The organism is Stenotrophomonas sp. STEN020 (assembly GCF_056760195.1).
This window is the reverse complement of record NZ_JBRREI010000052.1, coordinates 1-23,505: the sequence shown is the minus strand read 5'-3', so window position 1 is coordinate 23,505 and position 23,505 is coordinate 1. Positions and strand designations below refer to the sequence as shown.

At 59.6% G+C, this 23,505-nt stretch carries 17 protein-coding genes; 4 read left to right on the top strand and 13 right to left on the bottom strand.

All coding sequences use genetic code 11. The features are described 5' to 3' along the window. Window positions 1-4: 4 nt before the first annotated feature. From ACVOLZ_RS17850 to ACVOLZ_RS17815, 8 genes are all read right to left on the bottom strand, one after another. Window positions 5-1,627: an esterase/lipase family protein gene (locus tag ACVOLZ_RS17850; protein ID WP_481517283.1), complete on the bottom strand. Its 1,623-nt coding sequence runs from the start codon at window positions 1,625-1,627 to the stop codon at window positions 5-7. Window positions 1,628-1,630: 3 nt separating this feature from the next. Then, window positions 1,631-4,528, bottom strand: a complete 2,898-nt coding sequence (locus tag ACVOLZ_RS17845; RefSeq protein ID WP_481517282.1) for a type VI secretion system Vgr family protein — start codon at window positions 4,526-4,528, stop codon at window positions 1,631-1,633. 524 nt (window positions 4,529-5,052) lie between these two features. Then, window positions 5,053-5,637 carry a DUF3304 domain-containing protein gene (locus ACVOLZ_RS17840; protein WP_481517281.1) on the bottom strand — a complete coding sequence of 195 codons (585 nt, stop codon included), beginning with the start codon at window positions 5,635-5,637 and terminating at the stop codon, window positions 5,053-5,055. A gap of 501 nt (window positions 5,638-6,138) precedes the next feature. After that, window positions 6,139-6,930 carry a hypothetical protein gene (locus ACVOLZ_RS17835; protein WP_481517280.1) on the bottom strand — a complete coding sequence of 264 codons (792 nt, stop codon included), beginning with the start codon at window positions 6,928-6,930 and terminating at the stop codon, window positions 6,139-6,141. After that, on the bottom strand, window positions 6,899-7,975 hold the full coding sequence (locus ACVOLZ_RS17830; RefSeq protein WP_481517279.1) for a hypothetical protein: 1,077 nt from the start codon (window positions 7,973-7,975) through the stop codon (window positions 6,899-6,901). Before ACVOLZ_RS17830 ends, ACVOLZ_RS17835 begins: the two co-directional genes overlap by 32 nt. Before the next feature lie 137 nt (window positions 7,976-8,112). Beyond that, the gene (locus tag ACVOLZ_RS17825) at window positions 8,113-9,207 is read right to left on the bottom strand and encodes a T6SS immunity protein Tli4 family protein (RefSeq protein ID WP_481517278.1); all 1,095 of its coding nucleotides are present in this window, start codon (window positions 9,205-9,207) and stop codon (window positions 8,113-8,115) included. Further along, complete coding sequence (locus tag ACVOLZ_RS17820) at window positions 9,207-10,946, bottom strand: esterase/lipase family protein (protein ID WP_481517277.1); 1,740 nt, start codon at window positions 10,944-10,946, stop codon at window positions 9,207-9,209. The genes ACVOLZ_RS17825 and ACVOLZ_RS17820 overlap by 1 nt, the downstream gene beginning before the upstream one ends. Continuing rightward, window positions 10,943-13,855, bottom strand: coding sequence for a type VI secretion system Vgr family protein (locus ACVOLZ_RS17815; protein WP_481517276.1), 2,913 nt, complete (start codon window positions 13,853-13,855; stop codon window positions 10,943-10,945). The genes ACVOLZ_RS17820 and ACVOLZ_RS17815 overlap by 4 nt, the downstream gene beginning before the upstream one ends. Window positions 13,856-14,305: 450 nt before the next feature. On the opposite strand from ACVOLZ_RS17815, the gene ACVOLZ_RS17810 reads away from it, so the two are divergent. After that, window positions 14,306-14,569 (top strand): hypothetical protein, encoded by a 264-nt coding sequence (locus ACVOLZ_RS17810; RefSeq protein ID WP_481517275.1) that lies wholly within the window; start codon window positions 14,306-14,308, stop codon window positions 14,567-14,569. 349 nt (window positions 14,570-14,918) lie between these two features. Here the strand turns inward: ACVOLZ_RS17810 and proP are convergent, their stop codons facing one another. The 4 genes from proP to ACVOLZ_RS17790 form a co-directional block, all read right to left on the bottom strand. Further along, a complete protein-coding gene (gene proP, locus ACVOLZ_RS17805; RefSeq protein WP_481517274.1) occupies window positions 14,919-16,448 on the bottom strand; it encodes a glycine betaine/L-proline transporter ProP in 1,530 nt (509 codons plus the stop codon). A gap of 303 nt (window positions 16,449-16,751) precedes the next feature. Continuing rightward, the gene (locus tag ACVOLZ_RS17800) at window positions 16,752-17,141 is read right to left on the bottom strand and encodes a ribosomal maturation YjgA family protein (protein WP_481517273.1); all 390 of its coding nucleotides are present in this window, start codon (window positions 17,139-17,141) and stop codon (window positions 16,752-16,754) included. A gap of 31 nt (window positions 17,142-17,172) precedes the next feature. After that, window positions 17,173-17,727, bottom strand: coding sequence for a DUF3228 family protein (locus tag ACVOLZ_RS17795; RefSeq protein ID WP_481517272.1), 555 nt, complete (start codon window positions 17,725-17,727; stop codon window positions 17,173-17,175). A 104-nt stretch (window positions 17,728-17,831) separates the two neighbouring features. Further along, window positions 17,832-19,445, bottom strand: coding sequence for an APC family permease (locus tag ACVOLZ_RS17790; protein WP_481517271.1), 1,614 nt, complete (start codon window positions 19,443-19,445; stop codon window positions 17,832-17,834). Between the two features lie 503 nt (window positions 19,446-19,948). On the opposite strand from ACVOLZ_RS17790, the gene ACVOLZ_RS17785 reads away from it, so the two are divergent. The 3 genes from ACVOLZ_RS17785 to ACVOLZ_RS17775 all read left to right on the top strand — a co-directional run bounded on the left by ACVOLZ_RS17785 (window position 19,949) and on the right by ACVOLZ_RS17775 (window position 22,316). After that, window positions 19,949-20,713, top strand: coding sequence for a COG4705 family protein (locus ACVOLZ_RS17785; RefSeq protein WP_481517270.1), 765 nt, complete (start codon window positions 19,949-19,951; stop codon window positions 20,711-20,713). Between the two features lie 99 nt (window positions 20,714-20,812). After that, on the top strand, window positions 20,813-21,643 hold the full coding sequence (metF, locus tag ACVOLZ_RS17780; RefSeq protein WP_481517269.1) for a methylenetetrahydrofolate reductase [NAD(P)H]: 831 nt from the start codon (window positions 20,813-20,815) through the stop codon (window positions 21,641-21,643). Between the two features lie 46 nt (window positions 21,644-21,689). Then, complete coding sequence (locus ACVOLZ_RS17775) at window positions 21,690-22,316, top strand: DUF4124 domain-containing protein (protein WP_481517268.1); 627 nt, start codon at window positions 21,690-21,692, stop codon at window positions 22,314-22,316. 26 nt (window positions 22,317-22,342) lie between these two features. On the opposite strand, the gene ACVOLZ_RS17770 is transcribed toward ACVOLZ_RS17775, so the two are convergent. Next, on the bottom strand, window positions 22,343-23,287 hold the full coding sequence (locus ACVOLZ_RS17770) for a Nudix family hydrolase (protein WP_481517267.1): 945 nt from the start codon (window positions 23,285-23,287) through the stop codon (window positions 22,343-22,345). Between the last annotated feature and the right edge of the window lie 218 nt (window positions 23,288-23,505).

Below are 23,505 nucleotides of genomic sequence, written 5' to 3'. Positions count from 1 at the left end.
CGCCTCATGCCCAGTCCGCGCTTTGCGCAAACCGCACGGCGGCATAGAGGGTTGCCCAGCGGGTGCGCTCGTCGTTGTAGCTGCCTTGATGGTCATAGCCTTTTTTTCCCTTCAATGCGTACTGCCCGGTGCCGAAACTGCCTTGGCGGAAACATCCTGCGACCTCAGCTTTGGGGGCCGCACCTGAACACGCCGGGACTGTGCCATCACCGGGATCGGTGGGGTCGGCAATCTCCAGCTTGATCACACCAACCGCATCCTGCAGCTTTATCTTGCCGTTGCGGTTGTCCGACACCGGCGTCACCGAATCCACTCCGGTCATGCTGCCGCCGCTCCAGGTCAGTGAGCCCCAGGCGAGCTGTTTGGCGTCATCGCCGTAGTGCGCGAAAGTCGGCTTGTGGTATTTGCGAGTGATGTCCTTATGGAAGTCCTTCACCCCTTCGAGAATGATCTGGAAGTTGGTACGCGGTGTAAGCGCTGGGCCATCTTCTTCCTCGCGCGCTGATGCAGCCGCCGCTGTCGGCGCACTTGGATCAAGCAATTCGGTATTGCCCTCGGGGACCAACCCATACCACTTGGTGTTGAGATATATCTCACTGTAAGGATCACCGCCAACAGGCAGCTTTGGGCCTTCGTCGCCCAGCTGAAGCCACGCCTTGCCCTCGTTGTAGTCAGCAGCAGGCAACAGCTCCAGACCACCGGCCGACCTGGCCAGGATAGCTACCACTTCCCCGGCATCACGACCGAGAATGATGCTGGATGCACCGGTATAACCGGCGCGGCAATGATGGTAGGTCGCCGCTGCGCCCGTCGCCGGCATCACGCCATGGGAGATACCCAGCAGCTTGCCGTAGTTCGACACCTGCGATACCGCCCGCGCTACAAGTCCGCCCATGGAATGGGTGACCAGCAATACCTTCTGCGCGTTGATACCACGCGTGGCGTAGTACGGCAGGATCACGTTATCGATGCGCGCGATGATGTCCTGGGCCGAGAAGCGATTGCTCTGCAGCCAGTTGTAGCCACCGGACCAGACTTCGAAGCGGTAGTGTGCCGCGTGCTTGGCCTGTTCCAAGGTGAGCGCAGCATTGCCGCCGACCATCTCGCCGTACTCGGCCGGCGCGCGTGCGCCATCTTCGGCCCACCATGGCTGCAGTTTGCCTGCCGACATCAGGTCATTGAGCTTGCGGTGCATCTCGGCCATCACCGGGTTGTAAGCCGAGCGCATCAACTGGCCCCAGCCACGCTCGCGTGCCAGCGCCTCGGGAATGGTGCCTTCCGCATCGAGCGAACCGCGGTCATCCACTTCCGAGGTCCACGGATTCAACAAGCGTTGCCGCGTGGCGGCGCCACGGAACAGGAACACGAACATCTGCCCGATCGCACCCAGCACCGCGCCGACACCGTCGGTGTTCGGCGGCCGCCACACCGGGTCACCGGTGATCTTCGACTTCAGGTTGGTACCCATGATGCCGGGCAGGAAGATGACCGGAATCACCGCATCGGTATCGGCCTCGACCACTTTGTCGCGTTTGTCCTTGACCTGGGTAAGCCGCGCACGTGCGACCGGCCGGCCATCCTCGTCCCAGTCTCCGCTGGGCAGCACAACTTCCTGTTTCTCTTCCATGCGCTAGACCTTCCCCAGAACCTTGATGAGCACCTCATCGATACCCTGCCCGCGCTGCCGCGGCAGGCGCCCCTGTGCATCGGTGACCAGCTCGCTGCGGCCACCATCACCGCGGGTGATCTGCACCCGCGTGTTGGGCATGGGATCGCCCGTGGCCCGGTGCCGTACTACATAGACATCATCGAACTGCGGATCTGGCCAGCTGTTCATCTCGGTGGACAGATGGGTGCCGCCGAGGAAACTCTTCTTGCTCGCGTGCACGGTGATCTTGCCCGGGCAGTTGAAGCTGATGTTGCCGCCTTCGATGGTGACACTGGCGCCACCGGAGGTGGCGATATGCAAAGTCTTGCCGGCAGTGAGTTCCACCACGCCTTGTGCACTGGCTGCGCGTAGTGCTTGCCGTGCTTGCATGCGTACTTCGTCGTGTTGCGCCTGCAGGTTCAACTCATCGGTGCCGGCCACCACGCTGAAGGCATTGCCGCCGTCGGTTCCGCCTTCCACCGCGCTGGCCAGCATGCCGATGGACTGACCTGCATGCAGCCGCGCAGCGCCCATCACTGCGGTATCGCTGTCACCGCCGCTGGCCAATAGCAGGCCTTCGCCGACCGACCAGTGCAGTGCCTGCCCAGCGACATGGACAATGCCAGCCGGCGCCGCGAACCCCAGCAGCGGATCACCGCTATGCGGTACCCGGCCCTCACCGGCGCTTGCCTGCCGCTGCTCGGCTTCGCTGCTGGCAGCTTGGTATTCCGTACCGGCAACCGTGGTCTTGGCGCTGGCCAGCATCGCTGCCAGCGGCGCCTTGTCTGGCACGATGCTGGAGCGGTCCTTGCCGCGTGCGCCTTCCTTCATCGCCAACGCAGTGGTCAGATGCGTGCGCGCAGATTGATTGAAGCGTGTACTCAAGGCCTGCAACTGATTGAGCAGGGCCGCCGGTTGCACGGCTTCGCCCGCCGGACTGTTGCTGCGATGCGCATAGGCACTGAACCAGGCGCCCGACGTTGTACGCACCGCGCCCCAGGCATCACTGCGCAGTTCGAAGCCGGTGCCACGCAAGCTGCCGAGGAAGTTGTCGGCCTGATGGCGAAGATGTCCAAGGCTCAGCTGCGAGGTCTGCTGGCTGCTGGCCAGCTGCACACGCAGCTGCTGGTCGCTGTCATCAAACAGCAGATGATTGCTGCCTTCGCCGCCGTCCCACTCACGCGAACGAATGCCCCACACCGCGCCCGCATTGCGGTGCGAATCGTCGCCGGCGCCTGCCGCATGCCAGGCCGGTGCATGGCCACCACTGAGATTGCCCTGCGCACTGGCCGTGCCATCGCGCGCCTGCGCGTAGGCGCTGTGATCGGCGTCGGCACTGGCACCAGCGGGCGTGGGCGCAACGCCCGCTTCGCCACGGCCGTTGTACAGCGCGCCCAACACGATGGGACGGTCGATATCACCCTCAAGGAAACCGACCAGCACTTCCTGGCCGATACGCGGCAGGAACTGCGCGCCAACACCGGGGCCCGCATAGCGCTGGGCTACCCGCAGCCAGGTGGTGCCGCCCTGCTCATCCTGGAAGTGGAAACGCACCCGAATCCGGCCAAGGCTATCGGCATGCACGTCCTTGCTGTTGCCGCCCTGCCCCGCGACGACCACCGCGGTCTGATAGCCCGGCACGGTCGGCCGTGGATTCAGCCGATGACCGTTGCCATCTTCCAGCGCCGGCCGCCACGGCAAGTTCCGCTCGGTTGCCTTGAAGCGATTGGCATAGCCCACTTTCTCAGCCTGCTGCCACAGCCCGGCATCGGTCTCTGCCATCGGCGTGCTACCCAAGGCATCGTCCATCGCCTTGCGTACATCAGTCGGCAGGTTGTTGATACCCGCGTGCTCCACCTCCACCAGCAACAACTCGGGCGCGGTCGCAAACGGCGCCTGTTGCACCTCAAGCCATGTACCGGACTGGAAACCACGCACCGTGCCCTGACCCTGCCAGCTGCGGCCATGGACTTCATACGCCTGCGCCTGCAAGCGCGCATACCAATCGGCCGCACCGGCATTGCTGAAGGCATATGCGCCAACAACGTCATAGCTTTCGCGCTTGGAGGCCTCACCGCCGCCGTCCAAGGGCAGCTGCGTGCTGATGCTGCGCACCTGACGGTAATCATCGCTGAGCAGGCTCAGGCTGGTGCTGCCAAGGGCACGGCGCCGGCCCAGCATCTGGATGCTGTCCGTGGATTCGGTGGCATCACTGCGATGGAAGCGCACGCCGCCTGCGGCGCTGCTGGCGTCCTGCGGCAGGCCCAGGCTATCGGCGAAGATCTCCATGCCGTTGCCGCAAGTTGATTGTTCTTCGGCGTACAGGCGCCAACCCAGCCCTTCCTCGGCCAACAGCCGCTGCAGGAAATCCAGATCGCTCTCGCGGTACTGCACGCAATAGCTGCGCACGCGCGTACCAATGAATTCATCGCAGCCTTCGGCCCAGCGCCAATTGGCCAGGTCCGGATAGTCGGCAAGCACGGCGTCGACTATCTCGCGCACGCTCTTGTCCTGGAACACACGGCTGTGCCGCGCATGCTGCAGCCACCAGGTCCACGATCGCAGCGACACGCGATAGCGCACCAGTCCGCCATCACTGCCCATGCGCTGTGCGTGCGCAACCAGACCACTGCGTTGCTGCTCGCCACCATCGGCCATGCGCATCACCAGCACCGCCTGGGTGCCAAGCAACGCATCCAGCGCAACGCCTTGATCGGTGGACAGCACATCCACATCCGTCTGCGCGTGCGCAGACAGGCCATCGCGGCCCCACCAGCGTTCGACCATGCCCCCGCCAAATCCCGAGCATCGCCATTGATACTGACGCTGTGCATCACTCGGCGCAGCCACCTGCGCCATCAGGCTATTCAGCTTATCCATGCCAACCCAATGCGTTTCCCGTCTGCCATTCAGCAGACGCGGTAGGATCCCCCAGACCGAATCTATCAGAACTTTCCTATAGCCCGCGTTACGGGTTGGAGGGGTCGGATTGGTGGAAACAGCGGGGAATCTGCCGGAATCACTGGGTTTGCTGTACGCAAACAGGGAGGCATTTAGCCTGTTCACAAATGTGCTGACACCAAATGTTTGCGATTTGAGCGACCAACATCACGTTTTCGCGACAGCTAACACATCCATCTAGTCACGTCGTACCACCGGTCCAAGCGGATACAACGCCAGCGGACCGCCCACCAACAATCCATCGGATCACTACACTTGCGTCTCGTCACCTCGACTAGGGATGCCCACGCAGCCTGCAGAAGCGGAGCAGCCAGTTTCAGCATTGGCTACGCCGGACATCTGTCGTTGACGTCCATGCCCCCGATCACCTCGTGAGCATTTGATATCAAAAGCCGCTCGCATCCAGCTGGTCACGCCTGGCCAGCAAAAAATTTGTACCTCGACTAGTAATGACCTGCCCTTGGCGGCGCCTTGCTTCGATACCAATCCATGCACTCTGGATCACGTTTGCATGTTTCCGCCGGGGTCAGCAATCGATCGGGGAAATTCAAGTGACCAGGGTAATAACCAGAGGCATAAACCTTAATTTTCCGACCTGGAAAGAATGCAACCCACAAATAACCCGAGTTGATCATCGAATACGGAGGAACTTCAACCTCTTCTGCATACAAAGAATGCTTATCACGCACATACAGTGCGTCATCACTCCATTTTACTGTCACCTTCGTTCCAGGTTTCCAAGGATAAGGCAACGCAACACTTCCCGCAGAACCGTTGCCGTTATTGTACGGCTGAACCGCTCCACCCCAAGATCCATTTACATAGATTGATCCAATTGGCATATCTGTATAGTTCAAACCGGACAGACTTAGCCCAATTTTATCAGGCGCAAACTGGGACCCGTCTTTCTCACTTGCCTGACATGCTGCGAGCGCCCCCAAAAGACCAATGAGGAGAATAACCAGTCCTTCGTGTGACCGAGCTTCAAATAGAGACTTTAAAAAAGGCTTAAAGTTTAGTCTCAACACAGAACCTCCGCTTAAACGATTGGAGGCGCAACGGCTTGCGGGTGCAGCGAAGCCGAGCAGTGGATCGTCGTCGTGCGGGACGCGCCCGCCGCCTGCTTTGGCATGACGCGGGCGCCGGCGTCGCTGCGTCGCAAGCGATTGGCCCGAGTAGCGCTACGGAGGTGATACATATTGCTTTGACGATCTTCATGATCTCTCTTGGTTGGGAGGGGGTTGTTGCACGCGTGCACAGCCTCACCCCCCCTCCTCAGCCCTCCCTTTTGCTATGCGAAAGGGAGGGAGCAGAGTCGCTGCCTCTGTCTCTGACTGCGTTGACGGTGGTGTCGGCTTGTGATTCGGCATTTCCGGATTGATACGCCGCAGATGAAGGTCGTGCAAAATCGAGTCGAAACGCTTTTTAGGTCAGCGCACATTTATTGGGCACAACCTCAAGAAAAGTTACCCTCCCAATCCAGACACACAGCCTGCCGCATGCTAACTCAATCAATAACGGGTCGGAGCTCAATTTGTTCCATATGGAACCTCAACACTGAACGTTTCGCCATCGTCCGATTTGAGCACATAGGTATGCACAACACCATCGTCGTCAGCTAACAAATGACCGTTCCAGTCTACTGTGTAGACATGGCCATCTATATGCAACTTAGCCCGCCCGACAACCTCACTGTTCTCTGGCAGCAGCAATCCGCCGAGCCCCCCGCCACGCGTCATCGATATTCCATCGACTTGACGCTTATCTACGGGAAAGTCATAGCTACCAAGAGCATCTATTAACTTGAGTTCCACAACTCTAGGCCTATAAGGAGCCGCATCCAAATTCCAGTTATTTACTAGATCATTGACCCACGCCCCGGGAATGTAAAGTTTCTCACTAAGATAGGTTTCGCTCAATTCACCACCTTCGACCACGGCACAGCAAACAACTCGATTTGCAACCAAATCATAGGCCGCAAAGCGCTCACCCTGCACGGGAATCGACGGCAGCATGCCGAAGAAATAGTTTTTTCGATAATCCAACTCGGTCCCCACCGACCGCCAACCTCCGATCAGCGTACCCGCATTACCCTCTTGAAGTTCTTGCGCTCCGCCGATCTTTTGGTCGGGCGAGAAAACAACTGGCTCAACCTCAGTCGCACCACCGCTTGACGTACCGCCACCGGGCGCTTCCCGCCCCCCCAGTTGAGAGTCATTTCGCGATTGGCACGAAAGCACCAAACCAAAACTTACGACCAGCAAAAGGAAATACATAATTCTTCGCATTTTAGTTCCCTGTCGCTGACCAATGCGGATCATCTTTTTTTCTTTTCTCGCCAGCATGGTTCCAGTGAACTACTCCGAAACTGTGGCCCACACCAATAATCCCACGCTTCCCCCCTATCAGGACACTAGCACCACTTGCATCAACAACCGTCTTCCCCAAACCCCAGCTAGGATCGAACCTCATATCAATGGCATCCCCACGATTATGATTTGACCTATATGGCTTTGCGACGGCGTCTTGAGTTCTATATAGCCTATGCATTAGCCGCGCTGCCTCCTTCGCTTTCGCCATATCCGGCTGCCCGAGCTCATTCAAATGTAGCCAATCAATCCTAACTGGTGCATCTCCGTTCTGCGGCTCAAACGGAGGAACTTTATCTGGAGACAAGCCGTCGCTGATTTCTTTGGCGTAGTACATCAAGTATGATCGCTGCGGCGGACGAAGCGTGTTCGAAATAGTCACCTTCACCCCACCCGCTTCGAGCGCCGCTACAAACCTACGAACATTACTTTGAAATGGCTCCACAAGATCAGCGATGCTCCTGCTGGCAGGGAACTTCGAGTGCCAGTCTGCCCCGCTCTTGTGTACAACTCCATCATCGTTGCTTTCTTGAACTTTCAACGGGGAATGGAAGTTACTCAGAATTCCAATCGGATGAAGATGGTAGACATCCGGCTTCGCTGGAAACCCATTTACCTTGCCGGCAACATCCGCCCACCAGCGCAGCTGGCCTATCCGAATTTTTTCGGCCTGCCACTCTGGTGTTCCGTCCAGCATCAGCGGGTCCAGCGCATTCCATTTGTCATCGGCACCACCCCACTCGCTTTCGTAGCGCACGATCAGGCGACTCAGGGCTTGCAACAACATTGGCTGTCGGCTCGCCGCTAGCATCTCAGCTTTGCTGATGTGCCCGTTGCTGTCGGTGTCCAACTGCTCATGCAACTTCCGGATCAGCGCGCTCTTTTCAACCTTGTCCGCGCGCATCTGGAATTGCTGCACCTCCTCCTTCCTCAATACACCAAGCTTGAGCAAACTAGCTGCGAACAGGTCGACTGGCTCGACACCTCTCTCTTCCAAGGCTTCGAAGCTCAGTCAAATCCAACATAGTCCGAACAACCGAGGCGCTGCGGCTCGCGGTTAAAGTAAAAATACTTCGACCTGAAACAGTCATCTCCGGAGGGAGAAATTCACAACCCCCAAGCAGGATGAAATCATTATCGCGGGCGAATGGTAGTAACGACTGCATCCCACAAACCCATAGCTTCCTTGTCAGTCAACTTCGAATCAAACTTGACTGGGGACTTACCTGATGGCAGACCGCGAGGAGTTTCATATGCTATCGGGTTTGTATTCTCCAAGCTCACGTCTTCGCTCGAAATTTCAGTCACCGTACTCATCGATAGTACAAAAGAAGGCATGGACAAGCTTGGGGACGCTCGCATTGACCACAACCCGAAGGACAAAGAATGACGTCCTTCAAGTTCCTCGACTCGCACAAGCGCTTGCTCCGCCTCTTCGCCTGCGACAGAGACAGCCCCCTTTCGGAGAACAGTCATTCCTCTCCCCAAAAATTCAGATGCCTCTTCGACTCGACTGACCAATGTCTCGCCCGACCCCGACTTCTCCATGCTGCTGGTATAGAACTCAAACAACACCCCCTCTTGGCCACGCCCCGGCGATGTCTGAAAGTTTGACACTTCGTAATCTTGGGTCGAACTAATCAGCAGCGGTCCGAGGCAAAAAGCACCTTCTTTAGCACCATTGCCTGCTTTCGCCACTTCTATCTGATCCACTAACTTCTCCACGCGACTGGATACTGTGTCACCATCGCTCGGATAGGAGTCTCCCTTTATGAACACTTGCACGCCGCCGATCAGAACGTGCGCCTCATAGGTAACTGCACGAGTGGTTTCTATACTTTGATACCGCTCAACCAATCGAACGCCCTCTCTGATTTTGCTCTCCCCCCTAAAAATCGACGCACCAGACTCCAAGCTAATATCGGACTTTATTGAACTAACTCGCTCGCCTACACGATGATCGAACATACCCAGATCAACATTCTGATCAACAACTGAAACTTCTACGGTTCGAAAATCACTACCGTTCCCATAGTAAAGTGTAACCATCGCGAATGGGGACCACTGAAATCGGCGAGGAACAGCTATGACCATCCGCCCGAGACAGTCTTCTCTCATATCCCGAGTAAACTCATCTATCACTTCCTTCTCCTTAGCACTAGGCTCGCCACATCCAGATAAAGTGAAACCCAATAACAACATCGAAAGCGCGATAATTGACTCTTTCATTAGAGCACCTCCGCCTCTCCAGCTATTTTCATAAGTGCATATAGAGTTACGTATTGCGCATCGCGATTACGGTAAGACTCTTCGTGCGCGAATCCACTCAATCTAAACTGCTGACGAACGCAATCCGCTCCCAACTCCATTGGAGCCCGGCCAGAGGAAAGCGGGACCGTACCATCGCCTGCCCCATCCTGCATTGCACATTCAATTCTCCAGTAACTCAACGGTTGTCGCGGGTACGCCCCCTGGCGTTGCTCAGCAGTCAACACCTCCCTTATGTAAATAGGGCCAACACCTTGGTCAGACACGTCGCCAAAACCAAGGCGCCCAACTGTCGTCGTATCCGGCCGATCCTTGCTTGGATCCAAATATGCATTGGTATCATCCCTAACTACCCATTTCACAGCCTCGAAACTCGGCTTATCAGAACCACCGCCATAATAAACGTAAGTATTCCTATGGTAGGAATTAATTAGCCGCTGATGGAATAACTTCGCCGCCCCAATATTTGTAGCGTATTGTTCCCAACTAAGCGGAACCCCTCCCTCAGGACGAAGCCATTCCTCTCGGACCAAACCCCACCACCGATCGCGGCGAAGATAGATATCATCGTAAGGATTATTTACGGGCTGAACATTCAACGCTTTCCCGCCAGCCTCTTCCACACTCAACCATTGACGCCTGTAGCTCGAATTCGGTAATAACTGCAGTGCCCCAGGCGCCTGCGAAAAAACCGCAGTAACTTTCTTTCCGTCGTTTCCGATCGCAAAACCGGCCCCAACGTCTTCATCCCTCATCCCAACTTTACAGCGCCGATAAGCTACAGCCGCTCCTAACGCAGGCATGACTCCGTGAACAATTCCTGCCACCTTTCTTTCCATTCCTGGGAGGCTCTGACACGCACGCGCCACCAAACCACCCATCGAATGTGTAATTAGCACAACCTGTTTGCAAACTGCGCCACCAGTGTTGTTTTCAGCAATTACGCTATCGATTCGCCGTCGTAATTCCCTGGCCGCCATTTCATTAGTTTCGAGCCAATTGTAGCCAAATGCATAAACGGGCATCCTGAATTTTGAGCGTCGCAGAAGATCATCAGTTGTTATCGGGACCACCGCCCCCTTCTCCGCACCACGGGGCAAGCTGGGCATTTCCATCGCAACCCCACTTGGCAATTGAGGCGCTCTATATCCCATCTGAACAGGCGCGGTTGGGGCTGCCTCGATCGCACCGGGAATCTTGAAATCTCTCCAATAGACAGCTGCCGTCATCGCCTGCTCTCTGTTCAGCTTGTCTTCCAGCCATACCAGAAATTCTTCATAGCTAGCCTGACCAACCTCCCCCCAGCCACGCTCCCTGTACTGTTCGAAACTCCCCATATCGCCAGCTAATCTTTTTGGAATCGCGCCCCCACGATCCACTTCGACACGCTGCGGATGCAGGACACTTTGACGTATTCCGGCAGATTTCCTCATCCATTGGGTAACAACTGATATCGGCTTTTCTCCGAGGCCCTTGTCCAGCCTCCAAACAGGCCTCCCTTGCCCCCCATTTATTCTTTCCTTCAAATTTGACCCCATAATTCCAGGGACAAAAATTACTGGCAGAACATTTTTTTGTGGGACAACCAGCCTTACCGCATCCTGTAGCGCTGTTGATGTCAAATTCCACCCAAAGGTGGTTTCCCCATCCCTATTTGTTTTCCCGTGCGCTTCGCGCTTCGGATCCACCGGAGCATTCATGCTTCACCGTCCTTCCTATTTGGCCCCAGTAACTTAATTTCCATCGACTCAAGACCAATACCGCGCTGCAAAGGGACACGGCCTAGCGCATCCGTCACGCCTCGTATAATCCCACCATCCGCGCGCAAAATTTCATAACGATAGTCTGCGGCGACAGTCCCATCCTGAAACTCCGCATAAAAACTCTCATTGAACGACGATTGAGGCCACTCGTTCATCTCTTTCGAGAGAAATGTAGGCCCCACAAACGACTTCTTGCTCGCATGCACAGTAATCGTGCCCGGGCAGTTGAAGCTGATGTTCCCTCCCTCGATCGTCACACTCGCGCCACCGCTCGTAGCGATATGAATCGCCTTACCCGCAGCAAGCTCCACCACACCCTGCGCACTGGCTGCGCGTAATGCCTGCCTCGATTGCATGCGCACTTCGTCGTGCTGGGCCTGCACATTCAACTCGCCGGTACCGGCAACCACGCTCAACGCGTTGCCTTCGCCTGCGCCGCCTTCAACCGCACACGCCAACATGCCGATGGCTTGCCCTGCATGCAGGCGTGCATCGCCCATCACAGCGGTGTCGCTGTCTCCGCCACTGGCCAGCAGCAGGCCTTCGCCTACCGACCAATGCAATGCCTGCCCTGCGACGTGCACGATGCCTGCTGGAGCGGCAAAGCCCAGCAGCGGGTCGCCGCTGTGGGGGACGCGGTCAGTCTCCGCTGTTGCCTTGCGCTGCCCAGCTTCGCCGCTTGCAGCATCGAACTCAGCGCCTGCGACCGTGGTCTTGGCGCTGGCCAGCATGGCGGCCAGCGGCGCCTGATCCGGCACGATGCTGGAGCGATCCTTGCTGCGTGCGCCTTCCTTCATCACCAGCGTGCTGGTCAGGTGCGTGCGTGCGGCTTGATTGAAGCGGGTGCTCAGGCTTTGCAGTTGGTTGAGCAAGGCCGCTGGCTGCACTACTTCGCCAGCCGGGCTGCTGCTGCGACGCGCATAGGCGCTGAACCAGGCACCGGAGCTTGCCCGTACTGCGCCCCAGGCGTCGCTGCGCAGTTCAAACCCTGTGCCACGCAGGCTGCCGAGGAAGTTGTCGGCCTGGTGACGCAGATGACCGAGGCTCAGCTGCGAGGTCTGCTGGCTGCTGGCCAGCTGTACGCGCAGCTGTTGATCACTGTCATCAAACAGCAGGTGATTGCTGCCTTCACCGCCTTCCCATTCGCGCGAGCGGATGCCCCAGACCGCGCCGGGATTGCGGTGTGCATCCTCGCCTGCGCCCGCTGCGTGCCAAGCCGGGGCGTGGCCGCCACTCAGGTTGCCTTGTGCGCTGGTCGCGCCGTCGCGGGCCTGAGCGTAGGCGCTGCGGTCGTCACTGGCGCTGGCGCCAGCCGGTGTGGGTGCAATGCCGGCTTCGCCGCGGCCGTTGTAGAGCGCACCCAGGACGATGGGCCGATCGATATCGCCATCCAAAAAGCCCACCAGCACTTCCTGGCCTATGCGGGGCAGGAACTGTGCGCCAACGCCGGGGCCGGCGTAACGCTGTGCGACGCGCAACCAAGTGGTGTCGGCTTCGCCATTCTGGAAATGGAAGCAGACGCGGATGCGGCCCATGCTGTCTGCGTGAACGTCCTGGCCCTTGCCGCCATGCGAGGCAACCACGCGTGCGGTTTGGTAACCCGGCGCGGTCGGGCGCGGGTTGAGCCGCTGCCCGGTTCCATCCACCAATGCAGGCCGCCATGGCATTGCATGCTCGGTAGCCTTGAAGCGGTTGGCGTAGCCCACTTTCTCGGCCTGCTGCCATAGCGCTGCGTCGGCTGCGCCGGTCGGCGCCTTGCCCAGCGCGTCATCCATCGCTTGCCGAACATCGGTGGGCAGGTTGTTGATGCCGGCGTGTTCCACTTCGGTCAGCAACAACTCTGGTGCTGCGGAGAACGGCGCCTGCAGCGCCTGCAGCCAGGTACCGGATTGGAAACCACGAACGGTGCCTTGCCCAAGCCACGTACGGCTGTGCACTTCATGCGACTGCGCTTGCAGCCTGGCGTACCACGCTGCCGTGGCGGCGTTGCTGAAAGCGTAGGCACCGACCGAATCGTAGCTCTCGCGCTGCGATTGCTCACCACCGCCATCCATCGGCAATTGCGCGGTGATGCCACGCACGGTGCAGTAATCGTCGCTGAGCAGGCTGATGCGGGTGCTGCCCAAGGCACGGCTTCTGCCCAGTGCCTGGATGCTGTCGCTCGACTCGGTGGCATCACCGCGATGGAAGCGCACGCCAACCTTGGCGCTGGCCGCATCCTCGGGCAGCGTCTGGCTGTCGGCGAAGATCTCCATGCTGTTGCCGCACGGTGCTTGCTCGTCCTGGTACAGCCGCCAACCCAGGCCTTCCTCGGCCAGCAGCCGTTGCAGGAAATCGAGGCCACTTTCGCGGTACTGCACGCAGTAGCTGCGCACGCGCGATGCAATAAACTCATCGCAGCCTTCGGCCCAGCGCCAGTTGGCAAGATCCGGATAGTCCTGCAGAACGGCATCCACAATCTGCCGCACATTGCTGTCCTGGAAAACCCGGCTATGGCGCGCGTGCTGCAACCACCAGGTCCAGGAATGGAGTGACAAGCGGTAGCGCACCAATCCGCCATCACTGCCCATGCGCTGCGCCGATGCGATCAAACCGCTGCGTCGCTGTTCGCCACCATCTGCGGTGCGGATCAGCAACGCTGCCTGCTTGGCGAGCAGTGCATCCAGGTCGATGTGTTGATCGGTGGAAAGTACGTCCACTTCGGTCAATGCATGTGCGGACAAGGCATCACGCCCCCACCACCGCTCGACCACGTTGCTACCAAGTTCAGCGCACTGCAATTGGTACTGACGCTGCGCATTGCCCAGCACAGCGACCTGTGCCAGAAGGTTATTCAGCTTATCCATGCCTATTCCAGATGTGACGACCGTCTGCAATCTGCAGACACCAATCGGATTCCTTTCGCGGAATTTACCAGAAGTCGTCACAACAGGTTTTCACAACCCAGGCATTGCGCTTTGAACAAAGCGCATTAGACCGTGCGCAGCAACTTTCACCTTGCATACGCGAAAACTGTCTTGTTTCAGCGGTTACTGCTTTCGTTGCGTTGCCAGAAAGCTGATTCAACAGCCGCGTTGTCCGGCCTTGAAGCTATTGATAATTGAGATTCCTCTTGAATGTCCGAACATGCAATGGATTTGCCGGTAGGCCGGGAGCTTGGACAGCGCTACAGCGCAGATAACGCAGTGCCAGCCCATTTGAGCGATGATCGGTCACCGCGTATCCGGATTCAGCCGTACCCAGCACTTCACCGCCCCGCGTTGCCCTGCACTACCACCGAGCCAAGGACCCGCCACATGCAGTGGATTGATGATCTTGAAGTGGATGCCTGGAATACCGTGATTGAAGAACTTGTCTGGCACCTGCGCAACGGCCGCACGCCGACTGCCATAACCCGTCAGCTATTGCCTGATCGGGGAATTGAGTTCCGCTTCAACGGCGTGGACCCTGCATTTCTGCCGGTGCCGGACGAAGCCTTTGAGACGCACTGGAAGGACGCCATCGCCATCATCGCGCGCTTCCCGCAGCTCAATGCGCTGCGTTTTCGGTGCAATGTTTGATCTGCGTTCCTGATCAACGTGAAGGATTGATAGCGGAAATGACGTAGCCCGGGTAAGCGCAGCGCACCCGGGACAAGGATTTAGTGGTCTCTCAGATCGCCAAAGGCCCCCGGGCGCGTTGCCCTTACCCGGGCTGCGACTGCAAACCAGAGATGCCTGCGCGTTGAGTTTCTTGCGAAGAACACCCCTCCCCAACCCTCCCCTTCGCTGCGCGAAAGGGAGGGGGCGAAGCGGTAGTGCCGAGCCATGCTCGGCAGAGGCTTTCCTGGTAGAGCCCCAGCCGAGCATGGCTCGGCTCTACACAGTCAAACGCCGCCCCCTGCACCTTCGGTGCAAGGGAGGGAGCTTGTCAGACAAGGTCTGGATGACGATCGATCAGTACCTGCTTACGGCGCTCAAGGTCGGCAAGCTTGTCCTGCATGTCGTTGATCTCAACATCCAGGCCATCAACACTTGCCTCGATATGGTCGTACTGCTCCTGCAGCAGCTCGCGCGCTTCGCGGCGGCTGCCCGCATTCGGCGTGTCACCACGCATCGGCTTGTTGGCCGTCTCGTGCATGAAGTACGCGGTTACCAGACCAATCAGTGCCACCACCATCAGGTAGTAGGCCGGCATCATCAGGTCACCGGTGGTTTCCACCAGCCAGGCCGCAAGCGTCGGAGTGACACCGGCAATGATCACCGAGATGTTGAACGCACTGGCCAGCGCGCTGTAGCGCACACGCGTTGGGAACATGGCCGGCAGGGTTGAGGCCATCACGCCGATCAGGCAGTTCAACAACACCGCAAGCAACAACAGGCCGACGAAGATCCACCCGGTATTGCCGCTGGTGATCAAGTGAAACGCCGGTATCGCAGCAACCAGCAAACCAAGACTGCCAGCAGCAATGAATGGCCGGCGGCCAATGCGGTCGCTGGCCATGCCAACGAAGGGCTGCACGAACAGCATGCCCACCATCACCACGATGATGATCAGCACGCCATGGTCTTCGGAGTAGTGCAGATTGTGCGAAAGATAGGTGGGCATGTACGTCAGCAACATGTAGTAGGTGACGTTGGTGACCAGCACGATGCCCACGCAGACCAGCAACGAGCGCCAATACTTGGTCACGATCTCCTTGAATGAGATACGCGGTGCGCTGCCCACGGCATCCTGGTCTTCCTTTTCCATCCGCTCCAGCTGCTCGGTGAAGGCTGGCGTTTCCTCCGCCGCATGGCGCAGGTACAGGCCAATCAAGCCCAGCGGCGCGGCGAGGAAGAACGGAATACGCCAGCCCCACTCAAGGAACTGCGCTTCGCCAACGATGCTGCTCAGCAATACCACCACGCCGGCACCGGAGACAAAGCCAATGATCGAGCCAAAGTCCAACCAGCTGCTGAGGAAGCCGCGCCTCCGGTCCGGCGCGAACTCTGCAACGAACACCGCGGCACCGGTGTACTCACCACCAACGGAGAAACCCTGCGCCAACTTGCACAGCAGCAACAGGATCGGCGCGAATATGCCGATGCTTTCATACGATGGAATCAAGCCGATGCAGAAGGTGCTGATCGCCATCAGGATGATGGTTGCCGACAGCACTTTCTGCCGGCCAAATCTGTCCCCCATGACCCCAAAAAACACGCCGCCCAGTGGACGCACCAGGAACGGCACCGAGAACGTTGCAAGCGCGGCGATGGTCTGCACGCTGGGCGACGCTTCCGGGAAAAACACCTTGCCCAAGGCATAGGCGACAAAGCCGTACACACCAAAGTCAAACCACTCCATCGCGTTACCCAACGCGGCGGCGGTGACTGCTTTTTTTACTTTTGCCTTATCGATGACGGTGATGTCTTCGATTTGCAGCGGCTCATTGCGGATAGTGGATTCACCTGTAGACATGACAGGACCAGTCCTCCCGTTACTGAGTTGATTACGTGCTTGGCCTTGGCTTGCATGAGTTCGCGCAGGCCGTAATGCGCACGAAGGAATGCCCCGCGGCAAGGCCACGGGAACGGTCAGGGACAGAAAAAACCGGGATCATCCCGGTAAGGCGTAGTGCCGGCTGTCCAAGCATCAACAGGCAGGTTGCCTGTGCGTAAACGCTGAATGATGCTGAGCCCGAGCATTCTACGCGAACAGCTGTTAAGGCATGTTAAAGGCGCGTCTATGGTGATTTCGCGCAGACGCGCAGCACGCCGCGCTTCAACGATGAATGCGATGAAACACGCGTGATAGCGCCACGATGAGGCCAGTTGCCATGCAACCTACTGCGTAACAGACGATGTCGCCCCACGAAAATGTATTGCCGATGATCGTGTACATCACATCGCCACGCAGGTAACCAAGACGCTCTGCGACATGGTAGTACTGCGCGAATTCGATACCGCAGGCGAATACAAGCACCATCAGCAGTACCAGGTAGTCATTGATGCGCAGAACGCTACGGACCATTGCGTAGAGCAGGATCACCACCAGCACATCACCGAGATAGGCACGAACCCAGGACACATGCGGCAGGCGTGTAGCGATGATCACTTCCATCGAAAACACCAGCATCGCCAGCAGCAGGTGCCAGCGACTGATTGCAAACATTCCGGCCAACTTGGCAGTGATTGGCAGCGAATCAACGCCAGTTTGCATTGGCGCCCCAGAACTCCACTGCTCGCGCATAGGCGGCACGGTCAATCGGCACACCGGAGCCACCTTCTTCAACACCCAGCGCATTGCGCATCATGGTGATTGGCGCCATCGGAATTTCTTCAGCAGTCGCGGTATACAGACAGCCGACCACGCCCCAATCGGCCTCGATCGGCGAGCCTTCCTTCTGCAGCTGTTCGCGGCTGTAGAGGATGACGACCAGGTAATCGGCTACCGCCGGCTCCACGCCTTCGAACCAGCGCACCAATACTGGCAGCTCCTCGCGGCTGCGCGCCTCGTAGCCGGAACGAAGCAGGTGCCGGTTCTGCTCGGTTACCGGAACGGTCAGGCAACGGGTGCTGGTCCAGTTCCTGTAGATGTGCAGCTTGCAGAACGGCGCATAGCCATCGAGCACCTTGTCGGCAGCATGCTCGTTCAAGTGCTGCTCGAATTCTTCAGCGCTGCAATCCTGGATGGTATTGGCGCGCGGCGTGCGCGGAAACAAACGGGTACGTGCAAACGGCGTCAGGTAGATGGACATCATCGCTTCCAACAAAGGAGGGCGACATTGTCGACGATCAGTACCAAGACCGGAACCATCGCACCCCAACGCCCCCTGCTTGCGGTGGACGTTCGCTGCCAAGCTCAAGCCTGCGCTTGCGCCTCTTGCTCGGCCACATCCATCGACGGCGTGCGCCAGCCGGAGTTGACGCCCCATAGATAAAACACGATTCCAATTGCAGCCACCACCAGCAGATCCCAGCCATAGCTCAGGTAGCCGGCACCGCCGAAAGCGGTGCTACCCGCCCATGACACCAATGCCAGCAACGGCAAATAGCAGATCAGCCATAGCGCGCCTTTGAACTGGCGAGCGAAGTCATGCCAACCAATCTTTCGCTGGTAATAGATGTAAACAGGCAGGGCGACAACCATCAGCAGGATGATTTCGCCGGTCAGCGGCCAACGTGCCCAGTACAGCAGCTCGGTGGCCATCACGAAGGCCACACCCGCCAGTATCGGCAGCGCGATCACCCGCAACGGACGATGCAGATTGGGCGCGGTGCGACGCAGCGACATCACGCTGATCGGCCCCGTCATATACGAGATAACGGTAGCCACAGAGATCACCGCCGCCAGCGTGCCCCAGCCACGGAAGAAGAACAGGAACAGGAAGGACACCGCCAGGTTCAGCCACATCGCCGGGCGCGGCACGCCCCAGCGCGGATGGATGTTGCCCAGCACCTTCGGCGCGGTGCCGTTCTGCTGCATGCCGTAGATCATGCGTGCAGTGGTGGCGGTATACGTCATGCCAGTGCCGCTGGGGCTGACGAAGGCATCCACATACAGCAGCATCGCCAGCCAATGCAGGTTGAGGATCAAGGCCAGCTGGGCGAAGGGTGAGCGGAAATCGATGCCATGCCAACCGTGCTCAGCCAGCATCTGACTTGGCACCGCACCGATATATGCCACCTGCAGCAACACGTAGATCACCGCTGCGAGCAGGATGGAACCGACCACGGCGAAGGGAATGCTGCGGCCAGGATTGCGCGCTTCGCCAGCCAGATTCACCGGGCTCTGGAAACCGTTGAAGCTGAAAACAATGCCGGCGGTAGCGATTGCAGTAAGGATGGCGGAGAAATCCAGGATCGGCGTGCCCGGCCCTTTCAACCCAACCGAGAAGTTCTCGCCATGGAAACCACTGGCGATCAAGGCCACGCCGGTCAGCGCCGGCACGACCAGCTTGAAAATGGTGATGGCGCTGTTGGAGTGCGCAAACAGCTTCACGCTCCAGAAGTTGATCAGGAAATAAACGACCACCAGCACCGCGGCGATCAGCAGGCCGGCATGGCTGAGTTCGCCCATTCCACCGGGCTGCTGCACGTACATGTCCTGCGCCCACTGCCATGGCCACGACGCCATGTACTGCACCGAGGCCTCGGCCTCGACCGGGATCACCGAGACGATGGCGATCCAGTTGGCCCAGGCCGCGATGAAGCCGACCAGCGAACCGTGCGAGTAATGGCTGTAGCGCACCATGCCACCGGACTCGGGAAACATCGCGCCCAGCTCGGCGTACGTCAGAGCGATGGTGAGGATGATCGCCGCGCCCAGTACCCACGCCCAGATCGCACCAGGCCCAGCCAGCCCGGCTGCGCGCCAGGCGCCGAACAGCCAACCCGAGCCGATGATCGAGCCCAAGCCGGTAAGCATCAGGGCAATGGGGCCGACGTCGCGGCGGATGGCGCTGGATGCGTTCATGCTGGCTTTCCAGTTGAGGCGGCGCCGGAGTGGCGCTGGCGTTGGATCATCGCAAACCGAATGTTAAGCCGAGCGTGGTTTTTGCTGGCTGGGCGTTGCTGCCAGAACCGGCATAGCCGGAGGCTTGCTGCGGTTTACTGACATGCCGAAAGCGGCAAAGCCCTGCTCCCGCCCCTGCGCCGAAGGCGTAGGGGAGGGTTGGGGAGGGGTGCTCTTGGCGGAAAGCCCAGCGTTCAAACGCATTTGGCTTGCTGCTTCTGATTGTGCCTTCAAGCGGTGCGCGGAAGTTCGATAGCTGAAGAGCAAAAGCCCCCCTCCCCAACCCTCCCCTTGCCTGCGGCAAAGGGAGGGAGCGTAGTGCCGAGCCATGCTCGGCAGGAGCCCTCGCTCGCTGCGAACGGCCGCGTGCCGCAATGAACATCCCGCTCATCGCACACAAATCTACGACGCCACTCCGACAACAGCACACCGACAGTGGCTGCACTCCCGCGTAGATGACTGCCATGTCGCCGACCGATTCACTCAGCAATTCGCTCAGCAAAGTCCCCGCCATCACCCTCGGTTTCTGGATCATCAAGATCCTCGCCACTACCTTGGGCGAAGTCGGCGGTGATGCCGTCTCCATGTCGATGAACCTCGGCTACCTGATCGGTACGGCGCTGTTTGCAACGGTGTTCGCGGTCGCGGTGTTCGCGCAGATCCGCTCGCCCAACTTCCGGCCTTGGGTGTATTGGTTCGCCATCATTGCCAGCACCACGGTCGGCACCACCCTGGCCGACTACGTCGATCGCTCGCTGGGCATCGGCTATACCGGCGGCACCACCCTGCTGCTCGCCTTGCTGTTGAGCACGCTGTTCGTCTGGCAACGCAGCACCGGCAGCATCTCGGTCACCCAGATCAATTCGCCGCGCAGCGAGCTGTTCTATTGGCTGACCATCACCTTCTCGCAGACCCTGGGCACGGCGCTGGGCGACTGGGCCGCAGATACCCAGGGGCTGGGCTATACCGGCGGTATCGCCTTGTTTGGTGGACTGCTGGCGTTGGTGGCGCTGTTGTACTTCTACACCCGCATCTCTCGCACCGCCCTGTTCTGGGCGGCCTTCGTCCTGACCCGGCCGCTGGGCGCAGTGGTCGGCGACTTCCTCGACAAGCCCCTGGATCACGGCGGCCTGGCCCTGAGCCGCTATACCGCGACGATCGTGCTCCTGCTGGCCATCGTTGCCTGCATCGCCCTGCTGCCGCAGCGCCCGGCCCGCGGCGCCCACTGAGATTGCTCGGGCTTGCTGCGGTCTCGGCTGAAACAATTGCATATCCATCTTGATAGAGCGATATAATCGCCAGCATTCCGTCAGACCCGGCCGCTTCCGATGACCGCGCTCAGCTTCGAGTTCTACCCGCCCAAGACCGACGACCAGCGCGCCCAGCTGGACCGCACCGCCGCCAAGCTCAAGGCTCACGCGCCGGAATACGTGTCGTGTACTTTCGGCGCCGGCGGCTCGACCCTGAGCTATACCTCCGAGACCGTGCGTCATCTCAACCAGCACCACGGCCTGCAGGCAGCCCCCCATCTGTCCTGCGTCGGCGGTACGCGCGAGGAAATCCGCGAGCTGCTCAAGCTCTACCGCGCGATCGGGGTGAAGCGCATCGTCGCCCTGCGTGGCGACCTGCCCTCGGGCATGGGCTTCCCCGGCGACCTGCGCTACGCCTCCGAGCTTATCGCCTTCATTCGTGCCGAGCACGGCGATGCCTTCCGTATCGAAGTCGGCGCCTATCCGGAAACCCATCCACAGGCCAGCGACGCATTGACCGACCTGCGGCACTTCAAGACCAAGATCGATGCCGGTGCCGATGCCGCCATCACCCAGTACTTCTACAACGCCGACGCCTATTTCCACTTCGTCGATGCCGCGCGCAAGCTAGGTGTGGATGTGCCGATCATTCCCGGCGTCATGCCGATCTCCAACTTCAGTCAGCTGCGTCGATTCTCCGAGCAATGCGGCGCCGAGATCCCCCGCTGGGTCAGCAAGCGCATGCAGGCCTATGGTGACGATGCGGAGTCGGTTCGCAGCTTCGGCGCCGACGTGGTTGCCGGGCTATGCGAGCGCCTGATTGCCGGCGGCGCGCCGTCGCTGCATTTCTACACACTCAACCTGGCCAAGCCGACCAATGCTGTCTTGGAGCGCATCGGCAAAAGCTGAGCGTTCATCACTTCCTGCGCGCAGGGCCAACCGCTACCCTTGGCCGATGCGCTTGCTGTTACTCCTGTTGCTCACCTGCTCCGCCCTGGCGGCTTTCAATGCGCATGCGCAGAAGATCAACCGCTGTACCAATGCGCAGGGCCAGACCGTCTATGGCGACAAGCCCTGCGAAGTAATGGGTGCCCGCGCACGCCTGCTACCCGACGCGCGCGCAGTTGGCGGCAGTGGCTTGTACCGCGACAGCTGCGCGCGCCGGCTCAGTGAGCTGGTTGCACAGATCCAATCGGCTGCCGATGCGCGCGATCCCAATCGACTGTCCGGCATCTATCTCTGGAATGGGCTTTCCAGCGCCGCCGCCACCCGGGTGATGGATAGGCTGGATGAGATCGTGCAACGGCCGCTGATCGACATAGCACCGGTGTTTCCGGAGGAACCGGCCTATGTTCCCGCGCCGCCCGAGCCGTTCACCTATACCGATGGCACCCCGGTCGATCCCGCGCAGCCAGCCGGCAGCAGTGGTTATCCGGATGTGCAGGCGATCAGCAACGCCGGCAGCGGCCCTCGTCGTCCAATCGCTTTGCGCCTGGAGCAGACCCTGCCGCGCAGCGCCACGCCGACGCGGACCATCCTGCATCTGCGCCGCCAATACAATTGCTTCTGGATCACCCTGTAAACGCGACGCTCGACGCCGTCAGTTGCTCAGACCTGCGGCCATAACGCGCGAATCGCGGCGACGCCCAAAGCGCCATGCCGACGTGCGGTTTCAACATCGCCAGCAGCCATGCCGCCAATCGCATAGATCGGCAGCGAGACCCGCTCACGCAGCTCCACAAAGGCATCCCAGCCCAGGCTGACGGCCTCCGGATGGGTAGCGGTGGCCTGCACCGGCCCCAGTACCGCGAAGTCACAACCCAGCTGCTGTGCCGCCTGCAACTGCGCAAGATCATGGCAGGACGCGGCCACCAGCAATGCTTCGGGCAGAGGCCGCGCCTGCAGCTGCAATAGCTGCTCGCTGCCCAGGTGCACGCCAACGCCCAGCTCGCTGGCCAGGGCGATGTCGCGATTGATCAGTATTTCTACCTGCTTGCCGAAGCGCTCCACCACGGTCCTGGCCAAGGCTTCGCGCTGCGCTGCCATCGGGGTGCGCAGCTGGATGCGGCGGATGCCGCCGGCGATGGCGGCTTCGATCGACGTCAGCCAGGCGTCCTCGCCCTCGGTCGGCTCGGGCGTGACCAGGTAGTGGCAGGGCTGGCGCAACGCCGCCACCACCGGCAGGTCGGCCGGCGGCATCGAATAGCGCGCCAGCTTGTCCGGGGTGACCCAGGTGATGGCCTGGCCTTCACGGCCACGCGCGGTGCCCTTCCAATGGCGCACCCGGCGCACTTCCAGGCGTAGGCGCTTGTCCGGGTAGATCTGCGGCACGTCGATCACCCACTCGCCGATCTCGGCCTCGATGCCCAGTTCCTCGCGCAGCTCGCGGATCAGCGCCTGCTCCGAGGTTTCACCCGGCTCGCGCTTGCCGCCGGGGAATTCCCAGAGGCCGGCCATGTCGCTATCGCCGGTACGCCGGTTGAGCAGGATGCGACCGCGCGCGTCGGTGATGACGGCGGCCACGACGTGGATCGAGCGTGAAGGAGATGTCATGGACTGAGCATGCCGAAAACAGGGCTGTTGGCGCAATCGTTCGCTGAGCCCCGGTAGTGCCGAGCCATGCTCGGCAGGAGCCCTACCGGCGATGCATCGGACAGGTCATCGGCTTCCCGGCGGTAAAACCACAACAAAAAAAAAACCACGAAAATTTAGTGGCGCGGGAAGCAGAGCGAGCAAGGACGATGACAAAGAAAACCACACCACCAACAACA

Bases quoted from the DNA above. Each gene is read 5' to 3' on its own strand.
- ACVOLZ_RS17815 (WP_481517276.1), bottom strand. From the start codon at position 13,855: ATGGATAAGCTGAATAACCTTCTGGCACAGGTCGCTGTGCTGGGCAAT.
- ACVOLZ_RS17790 (WP_481517271.1), bottom strand. From the start codon at position 19,445: ATGAACGCATCCAGCGCCATCCGCCGCGACGTCGGCCCCATTGCCCTG.
- ACVOLZ_RS17770 (WP_481517267.1), bottom strand. From the start codon at position 23,287: ATGACATCTCCTTCACGCTCGATCCACGTCGTGGCCGCCGTCATCACC.
- ACVOLZ_RS17825 (WP_481517278.1), bottom strand. From the start codon at position 9,207: ATGAAAGAGTCAATTATCGCGCTTTCGATGTTGTTATTGGGTTTCACT.
- ACVOLZ_RS17810 (WP_481517275.1), top strand. From the start codon at position 14,306: ATGCAGTGGATTGATGATCTTGAAGTGGATGCCTGGAATACCGTGATT.
- ACVOLZ_RS17795 (WP_481517272.1), bottom strand. From the start codon at position 17,727: ATGTCCATCTACCTGACGCCGTTTGCACGTACCCGTTTGTTTCCGCGC.
- ACVOLZ_RS17785 (WP_481517270.1), top strand. From the start codon at position 19,949: ATGTCGCCGACCGATTCACTCAGCAATTCGCTCAGCAAAGTCCCCGCC.
- ACVOLZ_RS17850 (WP_481517283.1), bottom strand. From the start codon at position 1,627: ATGGAAGAGAAACAGGAAGTTGTGCTGCCCAGCGGAGACTGGGACGAG.
- ACVOLZ_RS17820 (WP_481517277.1), bottom strand. From the start codon at position 10,946: ATGAATGCTCCGGTGGATCCGAAGCGCGAAGCGCACGGGAAAACAAAT.
- ACVOLZ_RS17845 (WP_481517282.1), bottom strand. From the start codon at position 4,528: ATGGATAAGCTGAATAGCCTGATGGCGCAGGTGGCTGCGCCGAGTGAT.
- ACVOLZ_RS17800 (WP_481517273.1), bottom strand. From the start codon at position 17,141: ATGTTTGCAATCAGTCGCTGGCACCTGCTGCTGGCGATGCTGGTGTTT.
- metF (WP_481517269.1), top strand. From the start codon at position 20,813: ATGACCGCGCTCAGCTTCGAGTTCTACCCGCCCAAGACCGACGACCAG.
- proP (WP_481517274.1), bottom strand. From the start codon at position 16,448: ATGTCTACAGGTGAATCCACTATCCGCAATGAGCCGCTGCAAATCGAA.
- ACVOLZ_RS17775 (WP_481517268.1), top strand. From the start codon at position 21,690: ATGCGCTTGCTGTTACTCCTGTTGCTCACCTGCTCCGCCCTGGCGGCT.
- ACVOLZ_RS17835 (WP_481517280.1), bottom strand. From the start codon at position 6,930: ATGATCCGCATTGGTCAGCGACAGGGAACTAAAATGCGAAGAATTATG.